Origin of the sequence: Mesorhizobium sp. M0166 (assembly GCF_040322255.1) — a bacterium.
Classification (GTDB): Bacteria; Pseudomonadota; Alphaproteobacteria; order Rhizobiales; family Rhizobiaceae; genus Mesorhizobium.
The window spans coordinates 47,223-70,028 of the sequence record NZ_JAMYTD010000028.1 but is presented as its reverse complement, the minus strand read 5'-3'; the positions used below and the strand labels follow the sequence as shown (position 1 = coordinate 70,028).

The following is a 22,806-nucleotide window of genomic DNA, read 5'->3' as shown; positions in this document are numbered from 1 at the left end:
CGCTACCCATTGCCCCCGCGTCAGGCACGCAACCGCCGGGGGCTCATCCATGTCCTGAAGACGAAGTGAGCGGCGCACTCGCCTGAGGTCGGCGAGCAGTTCGCGTTCGGCCTATTCCATGCCGTCCTGGTCTTTCGCCTTCTCTTCCACGCTGTACCGTTCCGCTCGATTGCGCTAGCGTTAAGTTTCCACGCGGTCGGGGTAAAGGATTGCATCAATAAACTCCCGGTAATGCCGCGGTTGTCACGGCGATGCCCTGGCTGCAGCCGTCCTAACGGAGCTTCCTGAGAAGGAAGTCGGAAAATGCTCGGGCGGCAGGCTTTATGGTCTTTCCGCCGACGAAGACCGCATTCACTTCCATCGAGCCGAAATCCCAGTCAGGCAGCACCCGCACGAGCTCCCCGGCCTCGAGCTCTGCCCGCGCGCTTGTTTCGCTTGACGCGGCGATCCCCAGCCCGGCGACGGCGCTTGCCGTGGCGCCTTCGTTGATGGTGATAGCGAGCTGGCTGTCAACGCGCACGGAGGTGACGCGGCCGTCCTTGCGGAAGGAGAAAGTCGGCGAGGGATGCGCTGGACTGATGATCACCGAGTGGTGCGCGAGGTCCGACGGCATCGTGGGCGTGCCGCGCTCCCGTAGGTAGTCGGGGGAGGCCGTGAGTATCCTCGGCTGGTGGATGAGTTTGCGCGCCGTCGCGCTCGAGTCGGGGAGGGCGCCGAACTGGAACGACACGTCGATGCCCTCAGTCACGAGGTCTGGGTAGCGGTCAGTCACCCGGAGCTCGATCTTCAGCGCGGGGTGCTGCTTCATAAACGCCGGAAGCCGCGGGATGATTTCCCTGAGCCCGAAACTTAACGGCGTGCCGACGCGCAGCGAGCCGCGCAACTCTCCCGTCCCACGCACCTCGTGGTCGGCCTCGTCGAGCGCCGCCAGGATCGCCTCAACGCGCGTCAGGTACGTCGCGCCGGCCTCCGTCAGCGTCACCGCTCGCGTGGTGCGGCTGAAGAGCGTCGCGCCGACCTCCTCCTCGAGCGCGGCAATCAGCCGGGATGCAGACGGCTGCGACAGGCCGAGTTCGCGCCCAGCACTGGAGAAGTTGCCGACGCGCGCGGCGCGGACAAACAGTCTGAGTGCTGAAAGTCGATCGTTCATCGCCTACTGCGCTCGCGGTGAGCTACACGGAGGCCGGGGCCAGCGCGAAGGCTGTCGGGATCGAACCGAGCGCGGCGGCGATCGCCGAGACAGCGCAGACGGCGGCGATCCCAAGCCCCCGTGCTCGGCTGAACCGAAAAGGTCGACTGCGGTCTCGAGTGTGGTTTCCAGGCATTCATCGGTCTCCTCGGCGGCTCCATGCTCTCCGCTGCCAGGCGAGATAGTGCCTATCGACTTGCAACATAATTATGTGTTTGTGAGACATTGTCTCTCGAAATATGAGAGACGATAACTTTCGTGCTCCCGGCGCCGCTACCTGTGTCGGCGACGAGATGCCGCGAGCAGGACGTGAAGGCTGGCCGCTCGGCACCAGGCACACTCCGCGCGTCTCGATCGCAGCGCGAGAGGAATTTGCGAACGAGCCTGGAATGGCGCCGGGATCGCGACGCACCTAGATGCAATTTGGAGCGATTTGCGCGGCTTTACTCGCTACGGCGGCGCAACGCAACCGAATGGGCTTTCCGAGGAGGCTGCCAGATAACAGGCTGCGACAAACCAGCCGCCAGCGCAGCATCCTCGCCGGTCAACCCCTGCGCAATCCCCAACCAGAATCGCGGGAGTTCAGAACGCCCCGCTACGGGTGGCCGTCCCGGTGACGGCAACGGCGCTCGTCCAGAACGGTGTGAACGGCGCTTTCGAATGCCCATCGCAACCTCCTTCGCTTTGGTGTTGCGACGGCCGTTTGACTCCCAGTCGGGAAACGTCTGGGACAATGCGGCGATGGAGAGCTTCTTCTCGTCGCTGAAAACCGCGCGGACGGCCGGCAAGGTGTACAGGACGAGGGATGACGCCAGGGCGGATGTGTTCGATTACATCGAGCGCTTCTACAACCCTCGGCGAAGGCACTCGACACTGGGCTGTCTGAGCCCCGTCGAGTTTGAGGAACGAGCTATGTTAGCATAACCTCATGTCCGAAAAACCGGCAGCAGGCCATCTCGCTCATACTAAGGTTGAGCTTCCAAGACTAATCAGTTAGCCGAGTAAACCCTGGTAGAATGGAAGGCATCCCGACTCCTGCAGTACTCTGCAAGGCTAATAGCAGGTGCGAAGAGATACACCCTTGGCACGAAGAATCGACCGCGGGCTGGCTGAGAGGTCAGCCTTCGTCCAAATTCGGAGGTCCCAATGTCTAACCAAGTTCACAAACAGGTTAAGTCACTCTTTGAGTTGACGCTCATCAAGGCGATGGGCGCGGCAGTCTCGCTGGTCGCCATCTCCGCCATGCCGGTGGCGGCGGCATCGCCAGCGGCCACGGCGAGCGGTTCGCCCCCGTGCGGCTCGCGGCCGGAACTCCTGAAGCAACTTTCCAAACGATTCAAAGAGGCGCCGGTTGCCGCCGGTCTGGCCAAGAACGGCTCGGTCATCGAAGTGCTGACCAGCGACGACGGCGAGACCTGGACGATCCTGGTCAGCCAGCCGAACGGCTCGAGCTGCCTCGTCGCGGTCGGCGAAGGCTGGGAAGAATTGAAGCGTGTCGGTGTCAAGGGCGAGCGCGGCGCCTGATCGCATGGAGCGCATGAATTGCTAGAGAAGGAACGGCAATATGGTTGATATCTATTCCCGCGAAAACGCACCGCGGCAAAAGCCGTGGCCCAGTCCAGTCGCTCAGAAGCTCTGGCCAGAGGAGGCAGCCGATTTGGGATCGCACGCCGTTGCCCGCAGGCTGTCGGACACGCATTCCGACCACGGCGCTCCAAAGGCGTTTCTGTCGCCGTTCATCGTTCTTCAGGCGATCGGCGCCGCCGGAATCGTCGGGCTTTGGGCCGTCGGCATTGCCGGAAAACCCTTCGCCGGCAACAACGCGTATCTTTGCTGGTTGATCGCAGCCATCGGCGCCTTGGGCATTCTGTGCGTCTTCTTTCGGCGCTGGCGCGATGTCGATTGGCTGGCGACCCATGTGGTGCGCATCGGGCTGCTCGGAACCGTGGTTGGCCTCATCGTCGCCTTCTCCGCGGCGCGCGCCGGCGGCTCGGCCGACCCCAGTGCAATCCGGCCGATGATCGCGTCCGTCATCGACGGCATGTATGTCGCGCTCTATGCGACGCTGCTCGGCATAGCCACGAACCTGTGGCTCAAGATCAATCTTCGCCTGCTGGGAAACTTCGATGGATGAGGAAACTCTCACTGTCTGGCTCGACACCGCTCTCCTGATGCTCGGCGGCTTCGTCCTCATGACCACGCTCATGATGACGGTGATGAACCCCCCTGCCAAGGCGAGCGAGACCGATGGGGTCACGGCGCCGGGAAACGTCACCGTCGAGACGCAATGGCCCGACAAGCTCGACGCCGATGTCGATCTGTGGGTCCAGGCGCCCGGCGATGGCCCGGTTGGCTACTCCAACAAGAGCGGCAGGGTATTCGATCTGCTTCGCGACGACCTGGGCATGGCGCAGGACATGACCGACTCCAACCATGAAGTCGCCTATTCCAGGGGAGCTCCCGCGGGCGAATACGTCGTCAATGTTCACATGTATCGCGGCGTGAACGTCAAATACCCCGTCCCGGTGAAGATAATCGTCAATGCAAAGCGCGATTCCAAGCCGTCAGCGCCAGTGGCCACGACGACGGTCCAGCTGCGCAAGCCCAACCAGGAGCTTACCGCCTTGAGATTCCGGCTCGATTCGACTGGCCAACTGGTGCCAGGCAGCATCAACAGCATCTTCAAACCCCTGCGCGTGGCGGCCACCCAATGATGATCGCTCCCATCATATTCGCCCTGCTGCTTGGCGCATTTATCTTCGTCATCCTGCCGCATGCAGGCATTGCCCGCCGCACCCTCTCGGTCGGCATCTTCCTGGCGCTGATCACCGTCGTCTATGTCGGCGCCAGCGAGCTTCTTGGCCGTCCCAAGCCGCTCACGCTCGAGTGGCGTGACACGGCAAAAGCCCAGGTGGTGGGTGCCGTCCCGGTTGAGAACGAAGCCATCTACGTATGGCTCACCACACCCGGCACGATTGAGCCGCGCTTCTATGTGCTGCCATGGAGCCAACAAGCCGCGCAACAACTTCAAGATGCGATGGGCAAGGCGGAAGCCGACGGCACTGGGGTAGAGATGAAGATGCAGACGGCCGATGCCGGTCTCGATACCCGCGAGCCGATGTTCTACGCACGGCCGCAACCGGCCCTGCCGGTAAAGGACTACCAGAGCGGCGAGCGCCCGCTGGTGTATACGCAGCCGGGGTCGTGATCGAATTTCTCGCCGAGAGCGTATGCCCCGTCGGCGGCATAAGGCCACGACCATCTTGTTACGCTCGACGATGACGAAATCCCGGATCGAGGATGGTGAGTCGAGCGAGAGGTCAGTGGGACGGCGGAAGTCCGTGGCTACGGTTCAGACCTACGCAAGGACGGCTGCGCAATCGGTATTTAGAACGTTCCACAGCATGCGTACTGGTCACACGCCGTCTGGACGCCCGACGTCGGAATCGACCTTCCACTTTTGCGTAGACGCCGGCGATACTGACAGAAGCTCTGCCGCCTGATGTGAACACCGTCTTTTCAAACTGCTCCAGGTCATCAAACTCGGTCAGAAGCTCATTGAGATTCACAATAATATGCCTTAGTTCCATAAGATAGATTATGCGCCTTTCATCAGTAAAAGTAAATAGTTCTCGCTCATGCAATGTATATAGGTCGCTTTACGAAAGTCTTATCGACGGTCGTTGCGAGGCAACCCGTCAGTGTTGTACAGTAACGCTTACTCGACATCCCGGCTCAACAGATCGATGCTACTTAAGGCCACCTCATCGTCCGATGAAATTGGATGGCAAAGCCCCTGAACTTTTCTGAAACGTCGGGGTCGGCGCCCCCGGTCAGACCATATTTCCCTTTGCTCGCCTGCCCTCTCGGCGCACTCACTTGTGCGGCATGCAATAGACTCCCTCGGATTCCATCAGTACCGCGCCACCCTTCAACTCGCTCAGTGCACCGACCCACGCTTCCGAATACGTGCGGCTGGCATCCACGGCCGTCAGCCATAGAACGCGGTTGTCGGCCAGTTCGACTTTAACTTCCTGCTGCAAAGGGCTTGCCTGCACAGTCTGTTGATAGTGGCGTTTGATCCTGACATTGCTGGCCGGGAACTCAGCTTCGTTGCTGCCGTAGTTCAGCACAAATCCGGTGTGGTCCTCAGCCACTGAGCAACTGCCATCACGCTCACACACGATTTTGGCAGCGGTCTTGCAGTCCCATTTCAGTGAAGCGGGCCACATAGGATTGTCCACACTTGATCGCGGCTTGTCGCTCTGACCAGCCGCCGTCAACACGGCGCCTGTGTTCATAATCATTGTGGATAGCAGAAGCGCCTTGAACACTACAAACCTCCCTGAATTGTGGCCCTCATAGTCCTCGTCCTACGTGATGGCCTGGCTTATGGCATGTTGAGATTGAACCAGCTTTTCTGGCGCACGCCGTTCGCGTCATCATACTCGATGAACCAGGGCTTTCCGCGCATCGGTCGAGGGATGGTGTAGTAGGTCGGGCCATTACCAATGGAATGCCCTCGATCGTTCCCCGCGGTCTGGATTGTTGCCGCAACCGCCTTGCCGTCGATTTCGATTTGGACCTGACGTGATCCGTCTCCATGATGCCCGCCGAGGGCGTTGTTTTTGAAAACGACGGGCAAGGAGAGCCTATCAGCCGCGAGGCGGCAGATGTTCCGTTCTTGACCTAAGCCCGGCCGATCGGATTCGGAGCTGTCAACTGCTTGCCAGCCAGACGGACAATCCTCATACTTCTCAAATCTCGCCGCGCTCGAGTTGGCTTGCGGACAGGTCGGCCAATTGAAACCCGGGGCTTCCATCGCCGCAATCAACTTGTAAATTGGCGGGTGGCACGAGGGGGTGCCTTGCCAGTCGCCGGAAAGACATAGGAGGACCTGACAGCCCCATTCCGACGCTTTTGATTGGGATGGAAGAGCTGCGGCGCCCGCGATGGCGGCGGCACCCCCCAGTAGAAATTTGAGTATGGTCATAGCCTTTTCCTCGCTGCAGATTTGACAGTTTACTATGGATGATCCGCGCGAAAAAGGACAGGTCGAAAAGGCAGGTTTGTGCGACTACATCGATTTATGAAACGAGACGACGGAGGCGTGGTCAACAACCCGTTGCGCGCCAACATTGCCCTGACGCTTGAGCGGGAGAGAGCCAGACGCGGCCTATCCCATATGCACATGGCCGAACTGTTTCGGACCGCCGAGGGCGAAAAACTGGCCTATCGAACCTACATTCAGACTGTGCGTCAGAAAAATAATGTCACATTGACGACGCTGCAGGTCATGGCAAACGGCTTGCAATTGTCTTTTGCAGGAATGCTCGCCGGCGGTAAGAAAGTTCCGGAATGGGCGCATCGGTTGGACGACAATGCGATCCGCAAGCGGCTGGCGCACATCATCGATTTTGAGCGGCAAAGACGTACTTTGCACCGCTATGAGATGGCCGAACTCATCGGTGTGGCGGAGGCGACTTTCACGAAACTGGAACGGGCGAGCGGCAACGTCAGCGTGGACACGATTGCCGCGATCGCCAAGGCGTTGAAACTTGATCCAACGACCTTCCTCTTTTCCGAAAAGGTCCCGCCTGGCAGAGCCGACACCTAGCCGCCCCACGAGTGTTCCTAGAGGGCCTATAATTCGCCCCGGCCGGCGCCGCTCCTATGCCCCTGCCGGTCAGGCCCTGCGGCCGACTAGCGCCCCCCGCCGCGGCTGTCGGGCCGCTGGCGTCATCGTCGGCTGTTAGCGGCGGGGATGATAACGGGACTTTGACATGGATGACTGTGCCGGCGCCGGGGAATGCTACTGATGAAGAGCTTTCCCTTGACGGTCGAACCCATATGAGAACAAGCCGTCAAACCTGCCGGCGCGCGTAGAGAAGAAGGGTGTCGTGGCCTTTTCGACTGCCGGTGTCCTGCCCGCGCCTTTGTCGGCCCACTTCCAGGGGTCGGTCCCGGTAGGTGGCGACCCCACATTCATCACTTTTGTGTCGTGATGCCTGCCAGAGAATTTGCTGATGAACTGACCGGCCAAAGCCAAACTCATGCTCGCCGGGCCGACTTGTCAGCACGCGACAGAAACCGTTTCAAGCTCAAACCGGCCAACAAAATGTAAGGCGGCATGGCGAGCGAATAGTGACCACAGTTTAATTTCAAAATATTTGGCCTAGCTCCGGCGTCGTTCAGCCTCTGCATGAACCTCTCCGATAGCTCTGGCAAAACCACTTTGTCTCTCTTAGCCAACACAACATGAAGATCGAGATCAGGCCGCGCCAAACTATGTGCATAATTCTCCAAGTTAAGTGGACCCCAGGCCCTTCTGAGATCGGTCAGCTCAATCTCAGGCTCAAGGCTATCACGTATCAATCGTGTCGCGCGACCCGTCCAAACCATATCCGCCAGACTCCCGGCCGACAGAAACAACGAGGCTTTTGATACAGCCGGATCGTGCGCCGCGACCACCCCCGCAACCCAGGAGCCTAAGCTCATACCGAGAACCGAAATCTCTCGATAGCCTTCGATCTTCAACCAACGTATGAGTTTTCGCCCATCCAACACTGCTTGCCTTACAGCTTGGATCGTTCGACCGAGACTAGGGCTAAGCATATAGTCGGCGTGCACGGAGCCGGGACGGCTGCGTTCGAAGTGATAAGGCATAGCAATCTCGACAACCGTGGTGCCACGCTGGGAGAAGAAGTTGGCAATCTGACGATTCCGGGAGCTTGCATTCCAATGGTGAAAAATCACCATCGCCTGATCGAACGACCCGCTTTCTGTGATTTTCGCCGAGACGACATTGTTCTGTTCGATATCAGTAGAAATGTCCGATGGAAATTTGAGCCACCCATCTAGCCTTTCAAACCCCTGATCACTCAGATTCGGGTCATCGAAAAAGGCTGGATCGGCCACGGCCTGGTCCGCAAGGGCACAGAATTCCTCGATACTTGTTATCTTCTTCGCACCTGGAAAGGCGAGTTCCGCGTCAAGGGCGAAATCCGATGGTTTCTTACCTTCCTCACCGCGTCGCGCCCGCCGCTCATCCCAACGATCAAGCCAACTATGATACACTCTGATTGTTTCCTAACTTACTCGCTTGCCCTCGCCCCAACCCTGGATCAAACAGGCCGTATATCGCGAACAGCACTCCAACGCCCAGAAGGATCGAAAAGCCAGCAAATGCATCGATCAGCAAGTAGCCAGCCACGAGTAACGCTACGATCGCTGAGATCCTCCACAAAGACATACAAAACCGACGTTCGACACCTAAACGGATGGAGCCGTACACAAATACCACACAGGTCGAAATAGCGATAAGAAGGCTACTGTAATGAGTCGGCCTACGGTAGATGATCCCGGCGCTCACATCATTGCGCCCATAAAAGGCGGAAGACATATCGCCGATCAACCAAGACACAATATTCTCTCCACGCGATGTCAGGTAAGCACTCTGGAGCTTCATGACTATGGCGATCAAAAGTCCCAAAACAGTACACCGAAAAATCGCACGCATAACCCTGATGCTGGCTTCATGTAGCTCGTGTTGATAGTCCACCTCCGGCCGATTACTCGCTGCTTCTCCAATACTCCAAAGATCATGGATCACCGTATAAAGCAAAATCAGGCCTACGAAGAACAGATAAAAACAGAGGCACATATACAGGTAAGCGAGCCCCGTGAACACGACCGCTTCCGGCACCGATATAACCTCAGGGCGCACAATCGCTAACGAGCCCCAATCCGTCGCATAGTTGCCACCCCCTTTGAGCAACGGGATTAAAGACACGCCGATCCACTGAAGAAGACCGGCGAACACCACACAAATCAAAAAAACCGCCCAATATGAATACGAAGAAGCTTGTACGATGCGTGCCCAGGCATCGTCGCTTTCCATCTTGTCGCCCTGCACCACAAGCTTTGGGCGGCCTTCATCTTTCCAAAAGGTCACCAGCTCGGTCACGAAGGCAAAAAACAGTGGCAAAAATACCATGAAGACGAATGTCCAATTCGCTGTCCAAAGAAACCCAACCTGCTTGACGACGCCATCCGCCCGGCCATACGTCACGCTGTGAATCCCCGTAAGATACGACAAAAAACCAAGAGCGGTGACGCCCGCAAACACCGTCGCCGGTAGATTCAGGGGAGATCCGCGACTAAAAAACGCCTCCGATTCCCTTGCCAAACTAAAGCGCCGGCTCGGCCCCTTGGGGTCAGTATCCAGTATCAGCTCTACCGGGGAGTCTGTCGCGTCATCGATGGTCGCAGTCACTGCCGTATCTGGAATCTCCTGCGCAACGCTGCTTCCGGCTCTCTTCCATTCTCGTCTCTTGGCCGATAACCGCGATTGCGCCTCACCTAGCTCCATCTGCCATTCGCTAGTTGCGACCGCATCATCGCATCCAAAAATCCTCGCCAGCCAACGAATGTTGGCAGTGCTAATTCCCTTCTCGTTCTCTTGAAACCAAAGCTGCACCGTTCGCAGATCGACCCCAACCCGGTTGGAATCAATCAATGAAATCGCCTCTGCAAGGAGTTCGGGCGTCCATGGGCCAGCAGGAAACCCGTCTTTGTCCAACAGTCGACCCGCACCCGCCGCCGCCAGTCGTTTGAATAATTCTTTGAAATCACTCCCGTCTCTCGGCGGGGGGAGAAATAACTTTCCGTTCTTAAACAACAACTTATAGGCTCTAGTTTCGTTCCGTTTCGCTAGGCTTCGTATCCTATCGTGCCTTCGTCCTCAATCAACGTTTTTATCAACTCGATCTTGGCCGGCACGGGAGAGATCGAATGACGGGTGACCCGCTGGAGAGGCTGAACACGTTAGTTGCGTGGGAGATGTTTCGCAAACCGCCGGCCAACCGAAACGTTTGTCTGGTGGCAGGGTAGTGTGACCTCATGAACGAACATTAGGGGAAGCCAGGGCTTCGGGAGCCTGAGAAGCGGAGGGATGAACCCATTCCTATTTTTCTCGCCTCCCCAGGTATCATTTACGAATTGTCATGCGCATGGAGCCGGTCGATGCCCATTCAAGTGGTCTGTAATAACGGAGTGATGGAAGAGGCCGATGGGGTCGCGAATCTGCTCGCGGCGCATCGTCATGCAGTTGCCATGGTTGAACGTCTCGGCAGGCGATGGATGAGAGCCGAAGGGCCGGACGCGACCCTGATCGGCCGGCGATTGGATTCGGTGATGGCGGAAGAGGCTATCGCGCGTCGGCGCGCGGCCGCTGCGCCGGTGGCTGATGTCGTTGAGATGAAAATGAAGGCAGCTTATTTCCGGCGGTTGTTGGGGAACGACTGGTGCGAGGTTGATGTCGACGATTTTCGCGCGTTGCTCGGTACTTTCGCGAAACTGCAGTCCTAGGAGAAGAGCGCTGAAATCCATGAGGCCACGGTATTCCAGGCCGCATAGATTCCCGCCGGCACCAAGATGATCGCGATGAGAGCGATAGCATCGCCAATGGCGCCGTCGGTGCGTCCTTCCACGGGATAGTAATATTTGTGCGCATCATCGTCGTGCTTCATTGTTGTCTCTCCGACCGCTTGTTTAGCAGCAACTGCACAGGATGCTGAAACGTCGTGCCCCACAAACCCGCACGTTTCATCTTAGCGTTGATTTCCGCGACGAGGTAGTTCTCATTGACGGCTTTGCCCTTCGCTGTCGTTGCGGCAAACGCGTATCCGGTCGCTATGAGCGCGGTGCCAACGTCAATTGTTGCGCCATTGAGCTGCGCACCGCACACGACAAAAACCGCTTTGTCCAGGGCGTAGCCGATTGGCTGGCACGTAACCGCCGCGCTATCAAACAGCGCTGCCAGATGCGCCAGCGAGGTGTTCCCGCAATCGATTTTGTTCCCATTTGGCTCTTCGGCTGATGTGCCTCGAAGACATGACTGGACGCCATAGAGGCGGAAAAGGTGATCTCCGTCACGCCAGGTATCTCCGGTCAGCAGTTGAGCCGATTTCGATACTGCGAGGGGCGTTGGCACGGCAGACTCCGACGCATCCTGGGCCTGTGCCGATGCACACAAACCAAATGCCGCCAGCACTGCGAAGCTCGCCTTTTTCATTCCTGGAACTGTCCACCGAGGTCGGCGGAATGCTCCAGATCGGGGCGCAGCGACTTGCCGTCCTTGTTGCGTCCGATCGCCGCCATGTGGAAAAAAACCATTTCGTCGTCGTCGTAGGCGACGTTGTACGGGTCGTTTGTATTTCCCGCACCCACGAGAGAGAAACACGACACAGCGTCGGGCTCGCCCTTCTTGCTTTGCAGCACAAGTGTTTTGCAAAGCACGACAGCTGCACGATCGTTGTAGATTGCCTCTTCATAGTCCTGCGCGGCTTTCGTGCAGTCCCACAGCTGCGTCTTGTACGCAATCTTCGGTTTTGGGCAGCCGGTAAGGCCGCGCAGTCGATACGTCACGCCGTTGACGACGCGCTCGGTCGCCGACGGCACCTTAACCCGCCCGATGAGAGCGGCCGCATCGCGCTGAAACAGCGCGCCTTTCCCATCGTAGCGTTCATAGACGAACACCTTTTCGCCCGGCTTCGCAAACTGGAGCAGGTAGTGCTCCGAGGGTTGCGCGAAGGCGCTCGGGGCGTCGGCGCCGGCAGCATAAGCCACGGTGCCCTGGAGCAGCAAGACCGTGCAAAGGGCCGTCTGTTTCATCGAAATTCGTCCTTGTGATCGATATCGTGTTGACACTTTACTAGGGCCGCGTGTAGCCATAGTAAAGTGTTAAATCTTGGCGACAGTATGAACACTCGATTCGCTCTTCTGCTCACCCTCTTTTGCGCCACGTGGCCGTTGCAAGCGCACGGCCGGGACCTGGCATCAGACCGCGTGGCAATCGCCTTTGCAACGCCGGCGCAAGCCCTTGCCGCGGTCGGGGCGCAAAGGCCCGGAGCGTGTAAGAACGCAAATCGTGCTGAGGTCTCCCAACTTGTGCGTTCAATCGCGCAAGAGGAAGGGTTCGACGCCGATCTGGCCGAGACAATTGCATGGGCCGAAAGCGATCTCGGCGGCAGTCAGGGTCCCTCAAAGGCCGGAGCCCTGGGAATCATGCAGCTGATGCCGGGTACGGCGGCCGATCTAGGGGTGAGCGACCGTTGCGATACACAGGCAAATGTCCGGGCTGGCCTTCGTTATCTGAAGTCACTGTATGACGAATTCGGGGATCCGTTGCTGATGCTTGCGGCCTACAACGCCGGGCCCAAGAGCGTCTACAAGGCGCAGGGCATTCCGGTGAGTCCGGAGACGGCGGAATACATCGTGAAAATACTGAATCGCTGGAAGTTCGGCGGTGTGGTCAAGAAGTCCGCGCTGAGCAAATCCGAGACGCTCGCGGCGGCGCCGCCAGCAAGCGAGGACGCTTGGCAGGATGGTCATGTCATGGATTTCGGCAACTGAAAGGAGCCAAGGGTGCAATACAGGAAAGCCGGCATATTTGCCCTGAAACTGGCCTTGGCCTCAGCGGTCGGAATAGCGCTCGCGCCAGCCACTGCGTATGCCCAGTCGGCAGCGCCAGTCGAAAATGTGCTGGAGTGGTTCGTCGGAGTTCTGCAGGGCAACATAGCGCGTTCGTTCGCCATCATCGCGGTCTGTTTTCTCGGCTTCCTTGCCATGACAGGCCGGCTGGCATGGATGATGGCATTCTCGATCATCATTGGCATCGCTCTGATCTTCGGCGCCGCCCAGCTTGTGGATGCGGTTCGCGCGACCGCCGGAGGCAGCTGAGACATGGACGACGAGGAGGTCTATGTCGAGCCTGTCAGCCTGCCACTGACACGCCCCCCTATGAAATGGGGGGTGCGATATGAAGTTTTTGCCTTGAACGGCATCCTGGCGGTGATCGGTTTTATCGCCACGAGCAGCTTCATGCTCGGTCTTGGCGTGTTCGGCGTGGTGCATATGGTCAGCGCATATCTGTGCCAGCGCGACCCCTACATGTTTCATATTTTCGAGCGGCGCGTCTCCAAACGCGGAGCGGTGGCTAACCTTACTTTCTGGGGGGCGAGGAGCTATTCGCCATGAGCCTCGATGCCGACCTGAAATTTGGCCGTGAGCGCCGGCGCGAAAAGCCCGCGGCGATGCACATCCCCTACCTTCGCCATGCCGATGACAATCTGATCGTGACGAAGAGCGGCTTTCTGGTCGGCGTCATCCAGCTCAGTGGCCTGCCGTTCCAGACGATGGACCAGGCCGAGTTGAACAGCCGAATGTTCAACCGCAACACGACGTTCCGCAATCTCTCGACCTCTCGCTTTGCCGTCTACACGACGATCATCCGCCGCCACGTGACGCCGGAGATCGAAGGCGACTTTGACAATCCTTTCGTGGCCGAGCTCGACGCCCGCTACATGGATGAGCTTGGGGCGAAAAACCTTTTCGTCAACGAAGCGTATCTGACGGTCATACGCCGACCGATGGTCGGCCGCGTCGGCTGGGTGGACAAGGCGCTCAATGCGTTCCGCATCAGTACCGCGGGCGAAGAAACCCGTGAAGAGGCGATGGCCGAATTGCGTGATGTTCTCGACGGCGTCGTCAAGGATTTTACGGCTTATGGGGCGCGTCTTCTCGGCGTCGTGAAGCGCCGCGACAGCTTCTTTTCCGAGCCGGCGGAATTTCTGGCGAAGATCCTGGCCGGCGGCCTCGACGTGGAAATGCCTTTGCCGCGCATGAGCCTTGGTGATGTACTGGCGACACGACAGCTATTTTTCGGCAAATCCGCGCTGGAACTTCGGGGGCCGGACGCCGCCAAACTCGGCGCCATGGTGTCGATCAAGGAATACCCACCGTTCACCGCTCCGGGCTCATTGGACGGTCTCTTGCGCCTGCCACATGAGTTTGTCCTGACGCAGAGTTTCGCGATCGAAGACCGTGTAACCGCGATGCGCCGGATCAACACCATCGCGAACCAGGTTGAGGGTTCCGACGAGGCGGGCACGACGGTCGAGGAGTCCGTCCACGACGGCGCCGACAAGCTGGCCGGCGGTGAGGTCGTCTTCGGACAACATCACATGAGCGTCATGGCCTTGGCACCGGACATGACCGGGCTCAACCGTGCGCTTTCCGACATCTCGGCAGAGCTTTCGCGCATGTCGATCGTGCCGGTTCGCGAGACGCTGAACACGGAACTGGCTTTCTGGGCGCAATTGCCGGGAAATTTCAGCTACATCGCGCGACGTGCGTTGATCTCGTCACTTAACTTCGCCGGCCTTTTCTCAGGACACAATTTCCCGTCCGGCCAACGTGAGCGGCTGCATTGGAAACGCCCTATCGCTTTGCTCGAAACGACCAGCCAGACGGCCTACTATTTCAATTTCCACGTTCACGATGTCGGCCACTTCACGGTGTTCGGCCCGACCGGCTCGGGCAAGACCGTCGTGCTGTCGTTCCTGATGGCGCAGGCCATGCGCATCATGCCGCGGCCGCGATGTGTCTATTTCGACTATATGCGCGGCGCTGAGATTTTCGTTCGGGCGCTCGGCGGTCGTTACGAGGTGATGGAACCTTCTCAGCCGACCGGGTTCGCGCCATTGCAGCTCGAGGACACGGCAGAAAACCGTTCTTTCCTGGAAGATTTGCTCCTCTACATTCTGACGCCGGAAGGCGGCGCGCTTGATGTGGCGGAGATGCGCGTCATCAACGCCGCCGTCGATATGATCTACAAGATCCCACGCGAAAAACGGACCTTCGACCTGCTGCCGGAAGTGCTGCGGGGCTCGCTCATGCCTGGCATGAATGATCTGGCCGCGCGAATACAGCCCTGGCTCGACCCCAAGGACAAGGGCTGGCTTTTCAACAATCCCGTCGATCTGGTCGATTTCTCGAAGCCGGTGGTCGGGTTCGACATGACCAGGATCCTGAGTGACCGAAAGCTGCGTTCGGCGGCGTTGCTCTACATCTTCCACCGTCTTGAGGACGTCATCGACGGCTCGCCGATCATGCTCTTCCTCGATGAAGGCTGGAAGCTGTTGGACGACGAGGTTTTCGCCGCTTTCATCAACGAGACGCTGAAGACCATTCGTCGCCGCAACGGCGTCGTCGGCTTTGGCACGCAGACAGCGGAAGACGTCGTCAATTCCTCCATTTCGCCGTCGCTGATCGAGCAAACGAAGACCAATATTTTCTTCCCCAACCCGAAGGCGAGCAAGGAGTCCTACATGGAGCGCTTCTCGCTGACAGCGAAGGAATTCGAGTTCGTGCGCCGCACCGCCAAGGAAACACGCACCTTCCTGGTCAAGCACGACAGCGACTCGATCGTAGCCAAGCTCGATTTGTCGGCGATGCCCGATCTCATCAAAGTCTTGTCCTCGAACGAAGCCAACAGCAAGGAATGCGCACGGCTCCGGGAGACCTTCGGCGACGAGCCGGAGATGTGGCTGCCATACTTCTGCGGATGGGAGAACGAGCATGACGAAGCGGCTTAGCAGCGCTTGTCTGGCCGTGGCTCTCGCTACGGCGGATGGCATGAGCGTGGCTATCGCTCAGATCGCGGTGATCGATGGGCCGAACCTCGACAAGCGGCAAGAGGACGAGCAGCACAGCACGAAGTCGGATGAGGCCAAGAAGGACGAAACCGACAAGAAGAAAAGCGTCGTCTGCACCTATTCGAACAAATACCGCTCACAGATGTTTCGCCGGTCGCCTGCCGAAGCGTTGCAGCGCGACGCGGGCAACGTGAAGATGATCCGCTATTATGCGCAAAAATACGGCGTGCCTGAAGGCCTGGCACTGTCCGTCGCCTATCAGGAATCGCGCTTCGACACATGCGCCGGGAGCCACACCGGCGTCAAAGGCGTCATGCAGCTGACCAAGGGCACAGGCAAGTCCATGGGACTGGACCGCGACGTGAACGAGCAGAATGTCGAAGGCGGCGTCAAATATCTCGGAATGGGTGTGAAGCAATGCGGGGCGACGAATTACAGCTGTCTCGCCTCCTTCTACAACGGATCGAACGCAGGCGAGCAAAACCAATGGGCCGGCGGTGTCGGCCGCTGGAACAGCTACTTCAACGAATATGTAGGGAGCGGCAAGGCTCCGGTCGCCGCGCCGCCACCATTCTCGATCGTACCGGCCGACGGCGCAGGCGGCACGGCTCAGGACGCGGCCATGGGCACGGTGAGGAAGGCGGCTGGCGGCCTTGATGCAAGCTCATCGCAGATGGGCGCCAACGCCGCGGCGATCGACGCGCTGGCGGGCAACGTTGGCCAGGTGACCGAATACAAGGACGCATGGGAGCAGAACTCATCGGCTCGTGGGATCAACGCCGATGTCACCAACCAGTACCTCGCCCAGGCGGGGGATTTTACGGCGTTGCTGGGCCAACTTCTATCGTTGCAGAACGTTCAGGCATCGCAGTCGGCCAAACTGGTGCAACAGCCAAAGAGCGGCTCTCCAAACCCGTTCTCTTGTGATCCCGCCGAACTGGAACAGTCGAAGATCGATCGCGGCCGGTGGTTACCATGTGCACTTGAGAACCGGAGGGCAAGCTCAGCCGACAGCCGCTCGATGATCATCACCAGTGATCCTGCTGGTGCTGCCAGCGTGCTCGATTCGCTACAGCAATAGGAGGCTGACATGAAGAAATTCGCAATTGCCGCCAGTCTGACGCTTTGGGCAAGCACGGCCCACGCACAGATTGCCGTCATCGATGGCGCCAATCTCGATGTCGCCCGCAAGAATGCGGACAATACCAACTCCATCATGGATTCGAACAAGGATATCCTGAAAAAGAGCGAGGAGATCCTGCAGGCTCTCAGCGGCAGTCGTGACGGTTCCCTCGGTATCGGACAGATGGGCCTCGGCGGCAACATGTCGATTGCCCAGGCGCCGTCGTTCGGATCGATCCTGAACGGCGGGGCTCTTTCGTTTGGTGGCCTGTCGCCCGAAATCCAGAAAATCGCCGCCGCCGTCATCAATGGGCTCCAGCTGGTGAAGCAGCTCCAGCAGATTGCCGGCAAGGAGACCAGCGCCGTCAACACGGCCTACGGCGGCAGCGTCAATGTGGCCTCGCTGCTAAGCGCATTGACCTCCCAGGCTTCGCAGGGCGTTACCCAGCGCCAACAGTCTCTGCAGTCAGCGAGCGGGCAGATCGGGCAGTCGCAGGACGTCAAGGGTTCGGTGGACCAGAACACACGAATGCAGCTGGAAAACGCGCGCGCCGTCAACGAACTGATCGGCGTCCAGAACGGTGCGGTCGCGGCCCTGAATGAGAAGCTGAAGGGAGATCTTCTACGCCAGAGCCAGGTGCAGAAGATGATGACACCGCGCACCGTCAATCCGTTCGCGGAATTCGGCAAGAGCGGAGGCTGAGCGCTTGTCGCGGCGAGTCCTGCTCATGTGCGTTGTGATTGGGCTCGGCGCAGTGCTTTTCGGATGCGCAAATCGCGAACGGAAAGCGCCGTGCGGGCCTTTGGCGTATGCCGACGCCGACGAATGCGGTGCGCTGAAGCCGGTCAATTCAACGCCGTTCGCCAGCATCATTGACGAGGATCCATGAACGGTCTTGCCGAAAGCATCCTCGGTGGCATTGACAACATCGGCGAGGACTTCGTTCGCACCGTCTATATGCAGTTGGGCAATGCGATGGGCAACGTCTTCACCTTGATGCTGACCCTCTATATCGTGTGGTGGGGTTATTCGATCCTGAGCGGGCTAGAGTCAATTTCGCCAATCGAAGCGGCCTATCGGCTCGGCCGCGCCGTCATCATCTATCTGCTGCTGACCGGATGGGGTACGTTTTCCCCGACGATCTATCAGCTCGTGCAAAGCATTCCAGACGAGGTCGGTAAGGTGATCGTCGGCGCCGTGTCGCGGGCCACCGGCAATCAGCTTAGCGACCAGGCGGCAATTCCAGCGCTTATCGACAACCTCTACCAAGGGGCCCAGGACGTCGCCAATCAGGTCTACAGCGGATCCTTCTATGACATTTTTGGTGCGCTCTTGTCGCTGCTCGTTCTGCTGTCGGCCATCATCTTCGCAGCGCTTGCCATTGCCGCGATCATCGCCGCCAAAGTGATGTTGTTCATCACGCTGGCCTTGGCGCCGATATGGATCATCCTTTGGCTTTACCGATGGTCCTCGCGCATGAGCGAAGGCTTTCTTTCGCTGACCACCTTCCTGATGATCCAGCAAATCCTGATCTACGGCTTTCTCGGTTTCTACTTCTCGCTCGTCAATGCGGCGCTGAACACCGCCACGTCCGGCGGGGCGACCATGGACAGCAAAATGTCGCTGGTGCTGCCTCTGGTCCTGGTGACGATCATCGGCATCTACGTTCTCATGCAAATACCTTCGATTGCTTCGATCTTGAATGGCGGCGGGTATCTTAGCACCATGGGCGCTCGCTACTCATATGGGACGTTCGGCAGGAATGCCGTGCGCTATTCCGGCGCGCGATGGGCCGCAGGCCGCGCCGCCCGGGGCGCCCGGCAGCTCGCGACAAACAGTTTTCGATCTTCGCGAGCAGCCAGGGCGGACGCCGCAACCCGGACCGCCATCCAGCAAGGTGCGCGCGATAACTCCAGGCCTCTGGCCTAGACAAGAACACAACGATCACCAATCGCGGCTCTGGGTCAGGATCGTCGCGCAAACGAGGCAATAGTAACGTGATAATGCCAGTGGAAACAGCTGCTGAACGCAGCAGCGAACTCGTCGACAAGTGCTATTACAGGGCGGGCGCGACTTGGGAAGACGACACGCACCGGTCCATGCGTCGATCGCGTACATTGGCCTGGATCGTCAGCGGCATTTCAGGGCTGGTTGCTGTGCTGTCGCTGTTGGCGCTCGTGCTTATCCTGCCGCTCCGGCAGTTCGAACCATATGTTGTCGAGGTCGACAAATCGACGGGCTACCTCGAGATCATGCGCGCGCTCAAGCCTGGAGATTTGTCCCAGAACGAAGCCGTCACGGCGGCCAATCTGGTGCGCTACATCAGGGCCCGCGAAACCTATGATTCCCGTGAACTGAAACAGAATTACGACCTGGCGCAGCTCTACTCCACCGATGCCGCGTCCAAGGATTTGACATGGCTGTTCACGCCTGCAAACCCGCAATCACTGGACAAGATTTTAGGCCGCAATGTTACTGTCTCGGTCGAGATCAAATCGGTTTCCCTGCTCAATCGCAACACCGCCTCGGTGCGCTTTGCCACGACGACGCGGCGGGACAATTCGTCCACGGCCGACAACTGGGTGGCGGTGATAAAATTCCGCTATACCTCAACGCCGCTCAAGAACGAATGGCGTTTCGACAATCCGCTGGGATTTCAGGTTACGGATTACCGCCGCGACCAGGAATCGGTCCCGGCCGCGGGGAGCCTCCAATGAGATGGCGCGCGGGCCTCGCCCTGTCGGCCGCCCTTCTGCTCGGCGCGATGCACAGCGCGGCCGCGCGCGACGGCCGCATCCGATATGTCACCTTCAACAATGACGACGTGACGTCGGTGCGCGCCGCACTTGGCATTTCCACGATGGTCGAGCTCAGCCCGACCGAAGTCATCGAAACCGTGTCGGCTGGCGATACGAAAGGCTGGTCGATCATCCCCAAACGCGGGTCGCGATTCCTCTTCGTGAAGCCGCTGGAGCGCGATGCGTGGACCAACGTCAACGTGGTCACCAACCGGCGCGTCTATTCCCTGCTGCTGCAGGCGACTGACAATAGCCGTGACCGGGCATCCTTCCAGGTCCGGTTCAAATACCCGGACGAGGATATCAACGCGCGCCTGCTCTCACAGGCCAAAGAGAGCGCCGCCGATCCGGATTTGAAGGATCTGAATTATGCCGATCTCAATTACGACTACGCCTACAAGGGCGACGATAGCCTGAAACCGCGCACCGTATTCGACGACGGCACCAAGGTGTTTCTGGAGTTCAAGGGCGACATTCCGGCGATCTTCGTTGTCGACGACAAGCGTCAGGAGTCGCTGGTCAACGTTCGCACGCAGGGCAAATACACCGTCATCGACAAGGTCGCACGGCAATTCACCTTGCGGGCCGATGGCAAGACGCTCTGCCTCTACAACCGGGCGCGACCCAACGCCATCGATCCCGTCGAGCAAGTCTACGGTCCAACGAAACTGACAGGCGGTTCCACCCTGTTCGGATCCAGCGGAGGGCGCTGATGTCCCAGATCGATTATAACCAACTGGACGGGAGCCCGACGGTCGCGCGCCGTGGTGCGGGCGTGGGTACCAGGATTGCACTGGTCGGCCTCGGCACAGTGCTGGTAGGCGCGCTGATATGGCTCAACTGGCCCCGGGAGCCGGTATCGCGCGATGTTCGCAGCGATGGCGAGGAAAACTTCAACCCGCCCGAGTTCCGCCCGCCGGCCTTGAACGAACCGCCGCAACCTGCCGACGGCACGATCGACCAGATCGTGGTGCCGCCACCGGCCGCCGACCAGAACGGCACGCAACAAGCCGATAATGTCGATCAGACCGTGCAGGAGGGCGCGGATCTCGATGCGCAGCGGCGCGCGCTGGAGGCGCAAATGGCGGCCGAGGAAGCTCGCCGCAAGGCCGAGGCGGACGAAGCCCGACGCAAGACCGCGGCTGACAAAGAGGCTCGCCGCAAAGCGGAGGCCGCCGAGCATGAAAAAGCGGTGTGGGAACGCCTGCGGTCGAACCAGATGGTGACGAATGATCAAACCGGCTCGACGGATGCCGGCGCCCAAGCGGCGCAAGTCGAAATCGCGCCCGGCGGTCAGATCGTCCCGGTCCCCGGCGCCGACAGTGATCCCAACAAGGCATTCCTGGCGCAGTCTGAGACAAGTTCTTCCGGCATCGTCAAAGCCAGGGCCTTCCGGCGTACCGACGCGTTGATCCCCGAAGGAACGATCATTCGCGGCTATTTGGAAACCGCTGTTAACACCGACCTTCCCGGCGCCGTACGCGCTGTCGTGCGTGAGAATGTCTTCTCGCTCGACGGCAGGCGGATCCTCATTCCGAAGGGCTCGCGACTGACCGGGGAATACCGCTCAGGGCTCGCGCGCGGTCAAAAGCGTGTTTTCATCGTCTGGAGCAGGGTCATTCGCTCGGACGGCATTTCCGTTGATATCAAGTCGCCCGGGGCAGACGCGCTCGGCCGCGGTGGCATGGGCGGCCGTGTCGATACGCACTGGCTTGAACGCTACGGCAACGCCATCATGCTTTCCGTCGTTGGCGGTGTCTCTGAATATCTGTCCTCGCTTTCCGATGGCAGCCAGAATGGACAACAGCGCCAGGTGTCGACGGTCGATCCGGTAACCGGTGAGACCACGACCGTAACTTATGGTGGCAATGGCTCGCAGCGCGACGCCCGCAGCATCGCCTTCGATAAGTCATCGACCGCCCTGCAGCAACTCGCGCAAGAGGCGTTTCGCGATACGCAGAACATTGGCCCGACGGTCTACGTCGACCAGGGCACATCGGTCGTCGTGCTGGTGCGGCGAGATCTCGATTTCTCGGATTTGTACGCCGATCCCGTTCAGGAAGAAGTTGCCCGCCTGAAGGCAGGCGGGCGGCCGAAGACGGCGATCGATCCGACGCCTCTCTACGGCACGCCGAAGGATCATTTCTATCCCGGCTATGGGAGCCCGGTGAAATGAACGCCGTGCATCCCCTCCCCGACCCTTGGGCGAGAGCCCCGGTCCTGCGCGCTCATCTGGAGCCGATATGGTCCTATTTGAACGAAGATGCGGTGTCCGAGATTGCGATCAACAGGCCGGGTGAATTGTTCATCGAACGCCTCGGCGCGAAGGAAATGGAGCACGTCGTCAAGCGCGAGGTCACGCCCGGCTGGATTAGGCATATCTCGACCGGCGTTGCCTCGGCGACCAATCAGGTCATCAACGAAGAAAAGCCGGTCCTGTCGGCTGCTCTACCTTCGGGCGAGCGCATCCAGTGCATCTTGCCCCCCGCAGCACCCGAAGGCGGCGCGGTTTCGATCCGCAAGCAAGTCATCATGGATATGAGCCTTGCTGCCTACAACGATCTTGGCGCATTCGAAAACACGGCGATGGGCAGCGGCCTGGCGCTTTCAACCGAAGAAAAGCGCCTCGTCGAAATGCTGCACGACACATCGCCGATGGAGTTCCTGCAGTATGCGGTGGTCAACCGAGTCTCGATCGTCGTTTCTGGCGGTACGTCGACCGGCAAGACGACGTTCTTGAATGCACTCTTGAAGGAGATCCCGGCTCATGAACGGATCATCACGATCGAAGATACCCGCGAACTGAGGCTGCCGGCTCCCAATAACGTCACCCTGATAGCCTCGAAGGGCGACCAGGGCCTTGCCAAGGTCTCCGCGCAACAGCTGCTCGAAGCCTCGCTTCGCATGCGGCCCGACCGTCTGCTATTGGGCGAGTTGCGCGGCGCTGAAACCTTCGCGTTCCTCCAGGCGATCAACACCGGCCACCCGGGTTCGCTCACCACCGTTCATGCCAATTCCGCCCGGTCCGCCTACGAGCGGCTGGCGCTTATGGTCATGCAGGGCAGCTCGGGCCTCTCACGAAGCGAAATCCTCGACTACCTGCGCGAGGTCATTCCGGTGGTCGTCCAGATGGTTCGGACAGAAGGCGGACGGCGCGGCATCAGCGAGATCAAGTTCACCAAGGCGGAGACGATCTAG

Annotated in this window: 25 protein-coding genes and 2 pseudogenes; 18 read left to right on the top strand and 9 right to left on the bottom strand. The window is 59.3% G+C overall.

Features of this window, described 5'->3' with window-relative positions; all coding sequences use genetic code 11:
• Positions 1-271 precede the first annotated feature (271 nt).
• Together NKJ46_RS24955 and NKJ46_RS34850 are read right to left on the bottom strand one after the other, a co-directional pair.
• On the bottom strand, positions 272-1,150 hold the full coding sequence (locus NKJ46_RS24955; RefSeq protein ID WP_352668396.1) for a LysR family transcriptional regulator: 879 nt from the start codon (positions 1,148-1,150) through the stop codon (positions 272-274).
• Between the two features lie 515 nt (positions 1,151-1,665).
• A pseudogene (locus NKJ46_RS34850) lies at positions 1,666-1,857 on the bottom strand (IS30 family transposase); the annotation flags it as partial.
• Positions 1,858-1,897: 40 nt separating this feature from the next.
• Here NKJ46_RS34850 and NKJ46_RS24950 point away from each other — a divergent pair.
• The 5 genes and pseudogenes from NKJ46_RS24950 to NKJ46_RS24930 all read left to right on the top strand — a co-directional run.
• Positions 1,898-2,113: pseudogene (locus NKJ46_RS24950) on the top strand (IS3 family transposase); the annotation flags it as partial.
• A gap of 222 nt (positions 2,114-2,335) precedes the next feature.
• Positions 2,336-2,713 (top strand): hypothetical protein, encoded by a 378-nt coding sequence (locus tag NKJ46_RS24945; RefSeq protein ID WP_352668395.1) that lies wholly within the window; start codon positions 2,336-2,338, stop codon positions 2,711-2,713.
• A gap of 133 nt (positions 2,714-2,846) precedes the next feature.
• Positions 2,847-3,323 (top strand): MotA/TolQ/ExbB proton channel family protein, encoded by a 477-nt coding sequence (locus NKJ46_RS24940; RefSeq protein WP_352668392.1) that lies wholly within the window; start codon positions 2,847-2,849, stop codon positions 3,321-3,323.
• Entirely contained in the window at positions 3,316-3,903 is a 588-nt protein-coding gene (locus NKJ46_RS24935; protein ID WP_352668390.1) for a DUF2135 domain-containing protein, read from the top strand. Before NKJ46_RS24940 ends, NKJ46_RS24935 begins: the two co-directional genes overlap by 8 nt.
• On the top strand, positions 3,900-4,397 hold the full coding sequence (locus tag NKJ46_RS24930) for a hypothetical protein (protein WP_352668389.1): 498 nt from the start codon (positions 3,900-3,902) through the stop codon (positions 4,395-4,397). The genes NKJ46_RS24935 and NKJ46_RS24930 overlap by 4 nt, the downstream gene beginning before the upstream one ends.
• Positions 4,398-5,064: 667 nt before the next feature.
• Here the strand turns inward: NKJ46_RS24930 and NKJ46_RS24925 are convergent.
• Positions 5,065-5,523: a hypothetical protein gene (locus NKJ46_RS24925; protein WP_352668388.1), complete on the bottom strand. Its 459-nt coding sequence runs from the start codon at positions 5,521-5,523 to the stop codon at positions 5,065-5,067.
• Positions 5,524-5,579: 56 nt separating this feature from the next.
• Positions 5,580-6,182, bottom strand: a complete 603-nt coding sequence (locus tag NKJ46_RS24920; RefSeq protein WP_352668385.1) for a hypothetical protein — start codon at positions 6,180-6,182, stop codon at positions 5,580-5,582.
• A gap of 117 nt (positions 6,183-6,299) precedes the next feature.
• On the opposite strand from NKJ46_RS24920, the gene NKJ46_RS24915 reads away from it, so the two are divergent.
• Positions 6,300-6,806: a helix-turn-helix domain-containing protein gene (locus tag NKJ46_RS24915; RefSeq protein ID WP_352668384.1), complete on the top strand. Its 507-nt coding sequence runs from the start codon at positions 6,300-6,302 to the stop codon at positions 6,804-6,806.
• 434 nt (positions 6,807-7,240) lie between these two features.
• On the opposite strand, the gene NKJ46_RS24910 is transcribed toward NKJ46_RS24915, so the two are convergent.
• Both NKJ46_RS24910 and NKJ46_RS24905 read right to left on the bottom strand, forming a co-directional pair.
• Entirely contained in the window at positions 7,241-8,266 is a 1,026-nt protein-coding gene (locus tag NKJ46_RS24910; RefSeq protein ID WP_352668383.1) for an alpha/beta fold hydrolase, read from the bottom strand.
• On the bottom strand, positions 8,256-9,869 hold the full coding sequence (locus tag NKJ46_RS24905) for an RcgA family putative transporter (protein WP_352668402.1): 1,614 nt from the start codon (positions 9,867-9,869) through the stop codon (positions 8,256-8,258). The genes NKJ46_RS24910 and NKJ46_RS24905 overlap by 11 nt, the downstream gene beginning before the upstream one ends.
• Positions 9,870-10,213: 344 nt before the next feature.
• Here NKJ46_RS24905 and NKJ46_RS24900 point away from each other — a divergent pair, with 344 nt between their 5' ends.
• The gene (locus tag NKJ46_RS24900; RefSeq protein ID WP_352647645.1) at positions 10,214-10,558 is read left to right on the top strand and encodes a hypothetical protein; all 345 of its coding nucleotides are present in this window, start codon (positions 10,214-10,216) and stop codon (positions 10,556-10,558) included.
• Here the strand turns inward: NKJ46_RS24900 and NKJ46_RS24895 are convergent.
• Genes NKJ46_RS24895 through NKJ46_RS24885 form a run of 3 tightly spaced genes read right to left on the bottom strand, consistent with a single transcriptional unit; the run spans position 10,555 to position 11,863 of the window.
• A complete protein-coding gene (locus NKJ46_RS24895; protein ID WP_352647647.1) occupies positions 10,555-10,719 on the bottom strand; it encodes a hypothetical protein in 165 nt (54 codons plus the stop codon). The two genes, NKJ46_RS24900 and NKJ46_RS24895, sit on opposite strands and share 4 nt — an antisense overlap.
• Positions 10,716-11,264 (bottom strand): thermonuclease family protein, encoded by a 549-nt coding sequence (locus NKJ46_RS24890; protein ID WP_352647649.1) that lies wholly within the window; start codon positions 11,262-11,264, stop codon positions 10,716-10,718. Before NKJ46_RS24890 ends, NKJ46_RS24895 begins: the two co-directional genes overlap by 4 nt.
• Positions 11,261-11,863, bottom strand: a complete 603-nt coding sequence (locus NKJ46_RS24885) for a hypothetical protein (protein ID WP_352668382.1) — start codon at positions 11,861-11,863, stop codon at positions 11,261-11,263. Before NKJ46_RS24885 ends, NKJ46_RS24890 begins: the two co-directional genes overlap by 4 nt.
• 87 nt (positions 11,864-11,950) lie before the next feature.
• Here NKJ46_RS24885 and NKJ46_RS24880 point away from each other — a divergent pair, with 87 nt between their 5' ends.
• The 11 genes from NKJ46_RS24880 (at position 11,951) to virB11 (ending at position 22,806) form a co-directional block, all read left to right on the top strand.
• Positions 11,951-12,604 carry a lytic transglycosylase domain-containing protein gene (locus NKJ46_RS24880; RefSeq protein WP_352668379.1) on the top strand — a complete coding sequence of 218 codons (654 nt, stop codon included), beginning with the start codon at positions 11,951-11,953 and terminating at the stop codon, positions 12,602-12,604.
• Positions 12,605-12,616: 12 nt separating this feature from the next.
• On the top strand, positions 12,617-12,931 hold the full coding sequence (locus NKJ46_RS24875; RefSeq protein ID WP_352647656.1) for a TrbC/VirB2 family type IV secretion system protein: 315 nt from the start codon (positions 12,617-12,619) through the stop codon (positions 12,929-12,931).
• Positions 12,932-12,934: 3 nt separating this feature from the next.
• Complete coding sequence (locus NKJ46_RS24870; protein ID WP_352668377.1) at positions 12,935-13,228, top strand: VirB3 family type IV secretion system protein; 294 nt, start codon at positions 12,935-12,937, stop codon at positions 13,226-13,228.
• Positions 13,225-15,627, top strand: a complete 2,403-nt coding sequence (locus NKJ46_RS24865; RefSeq protein WP_352668375.1) for a VirB4 family type IV secretion/conjugal transfer ATPase — start codon at positions 13,225-13,227, stop codon at positions 15,625-15,627. Before NKJ46_RS24870 ends, NKJ46_RS24865 begins: the two co-directional genes overlap by 4 nt.
• Positions 15,611-16,768, top strand: a complete 1,158-nt coding sequence (locus tag NKJ46_RS24860; RefSeq protein WP_352668373.1) for a transglycosylase SLT domain-containing protein — start codon at positions 15,611-15,613, stop codon at positions 16,766-16,768. Before NKJ46_RS24865 ends, NKJ46_RS24860 begins: the two co-directional genes overlap by 17 nt.
• Before the next feature lie 9 nt (positions 16,769-16,777).
• Positions 16,778-17,512, top strand: a complete 735-nt coding sequence (locus tag NKJ46_RS24855; protein ID WP_352668371.1) for a type IV secretion system protein — start codon at positions 16,778-16,780, stop codon at positions 17,510-17,512.
• Between the two features lie 183 nt (positions 17,513-17,695).
• Positions 17,696-18,739, top strand: coding sequence for a TrbL/VirB6 family protein (locus NKJ46_RS24850; RefSeq protein ID WP_352668369.1), 1,044 nt, complete (start codon positions 17,696-17,698; stop codon positions 18,737-18,739).
• 74 nt (positions 18,740-18,813) lie between these two features.
• Positions 18,814-19,527, top strand: coding sequence for a VirB8 family type IV secretion system protein (locus NKJ46_RS24845; protein ID WP_352668367.1), 714 nt, complete (start codon positions 18,814-18,816; stop codon positions 19,525-19,527).
• Positions 19,524-20,321, top strand: coding sequence for a TrbG/VirB9 family P-type conjugative transfer protein (locus tag NKJ46_RS24840; protein WP_352668366.1), 798 nt, complete (start codon positions 19,524-19,526; stop codon positions 20,319-20,321). The genes NKJ46_RS24845 and NKJ46_RS24840 overlap by 4 nt, the downstream gene beginning before the upstream one ends.
• Complete coding sequence (gene virB10, locus NKJ46_RS24835; RefSeq protein WP_352668365.1) at positions 20,321-21,784, top strand: type IV secretion system protein VirB10; 1,464 nt, start codon at positions 20,321-20,323, stop codon at positions 21,782-21,784. The genes NKJ46_RS24840 and virB10 overlap by 1 nt, the downstream gene beginning before the upstream one ends.
• A complete protein-coding gene (virB11, locus tag NKJ46_RS24830; RefSeq protein ID WP_352668363.1) occupies positions 21,781-22,806 on the top strand; it encodes a P-type DNA transfer ATPase VirB11 in 1,026 nt (341 codons plus the stop codon). The genes virB10 and virB11 overlap by 4 nt, the downstream gene beginning before the upstream one ends.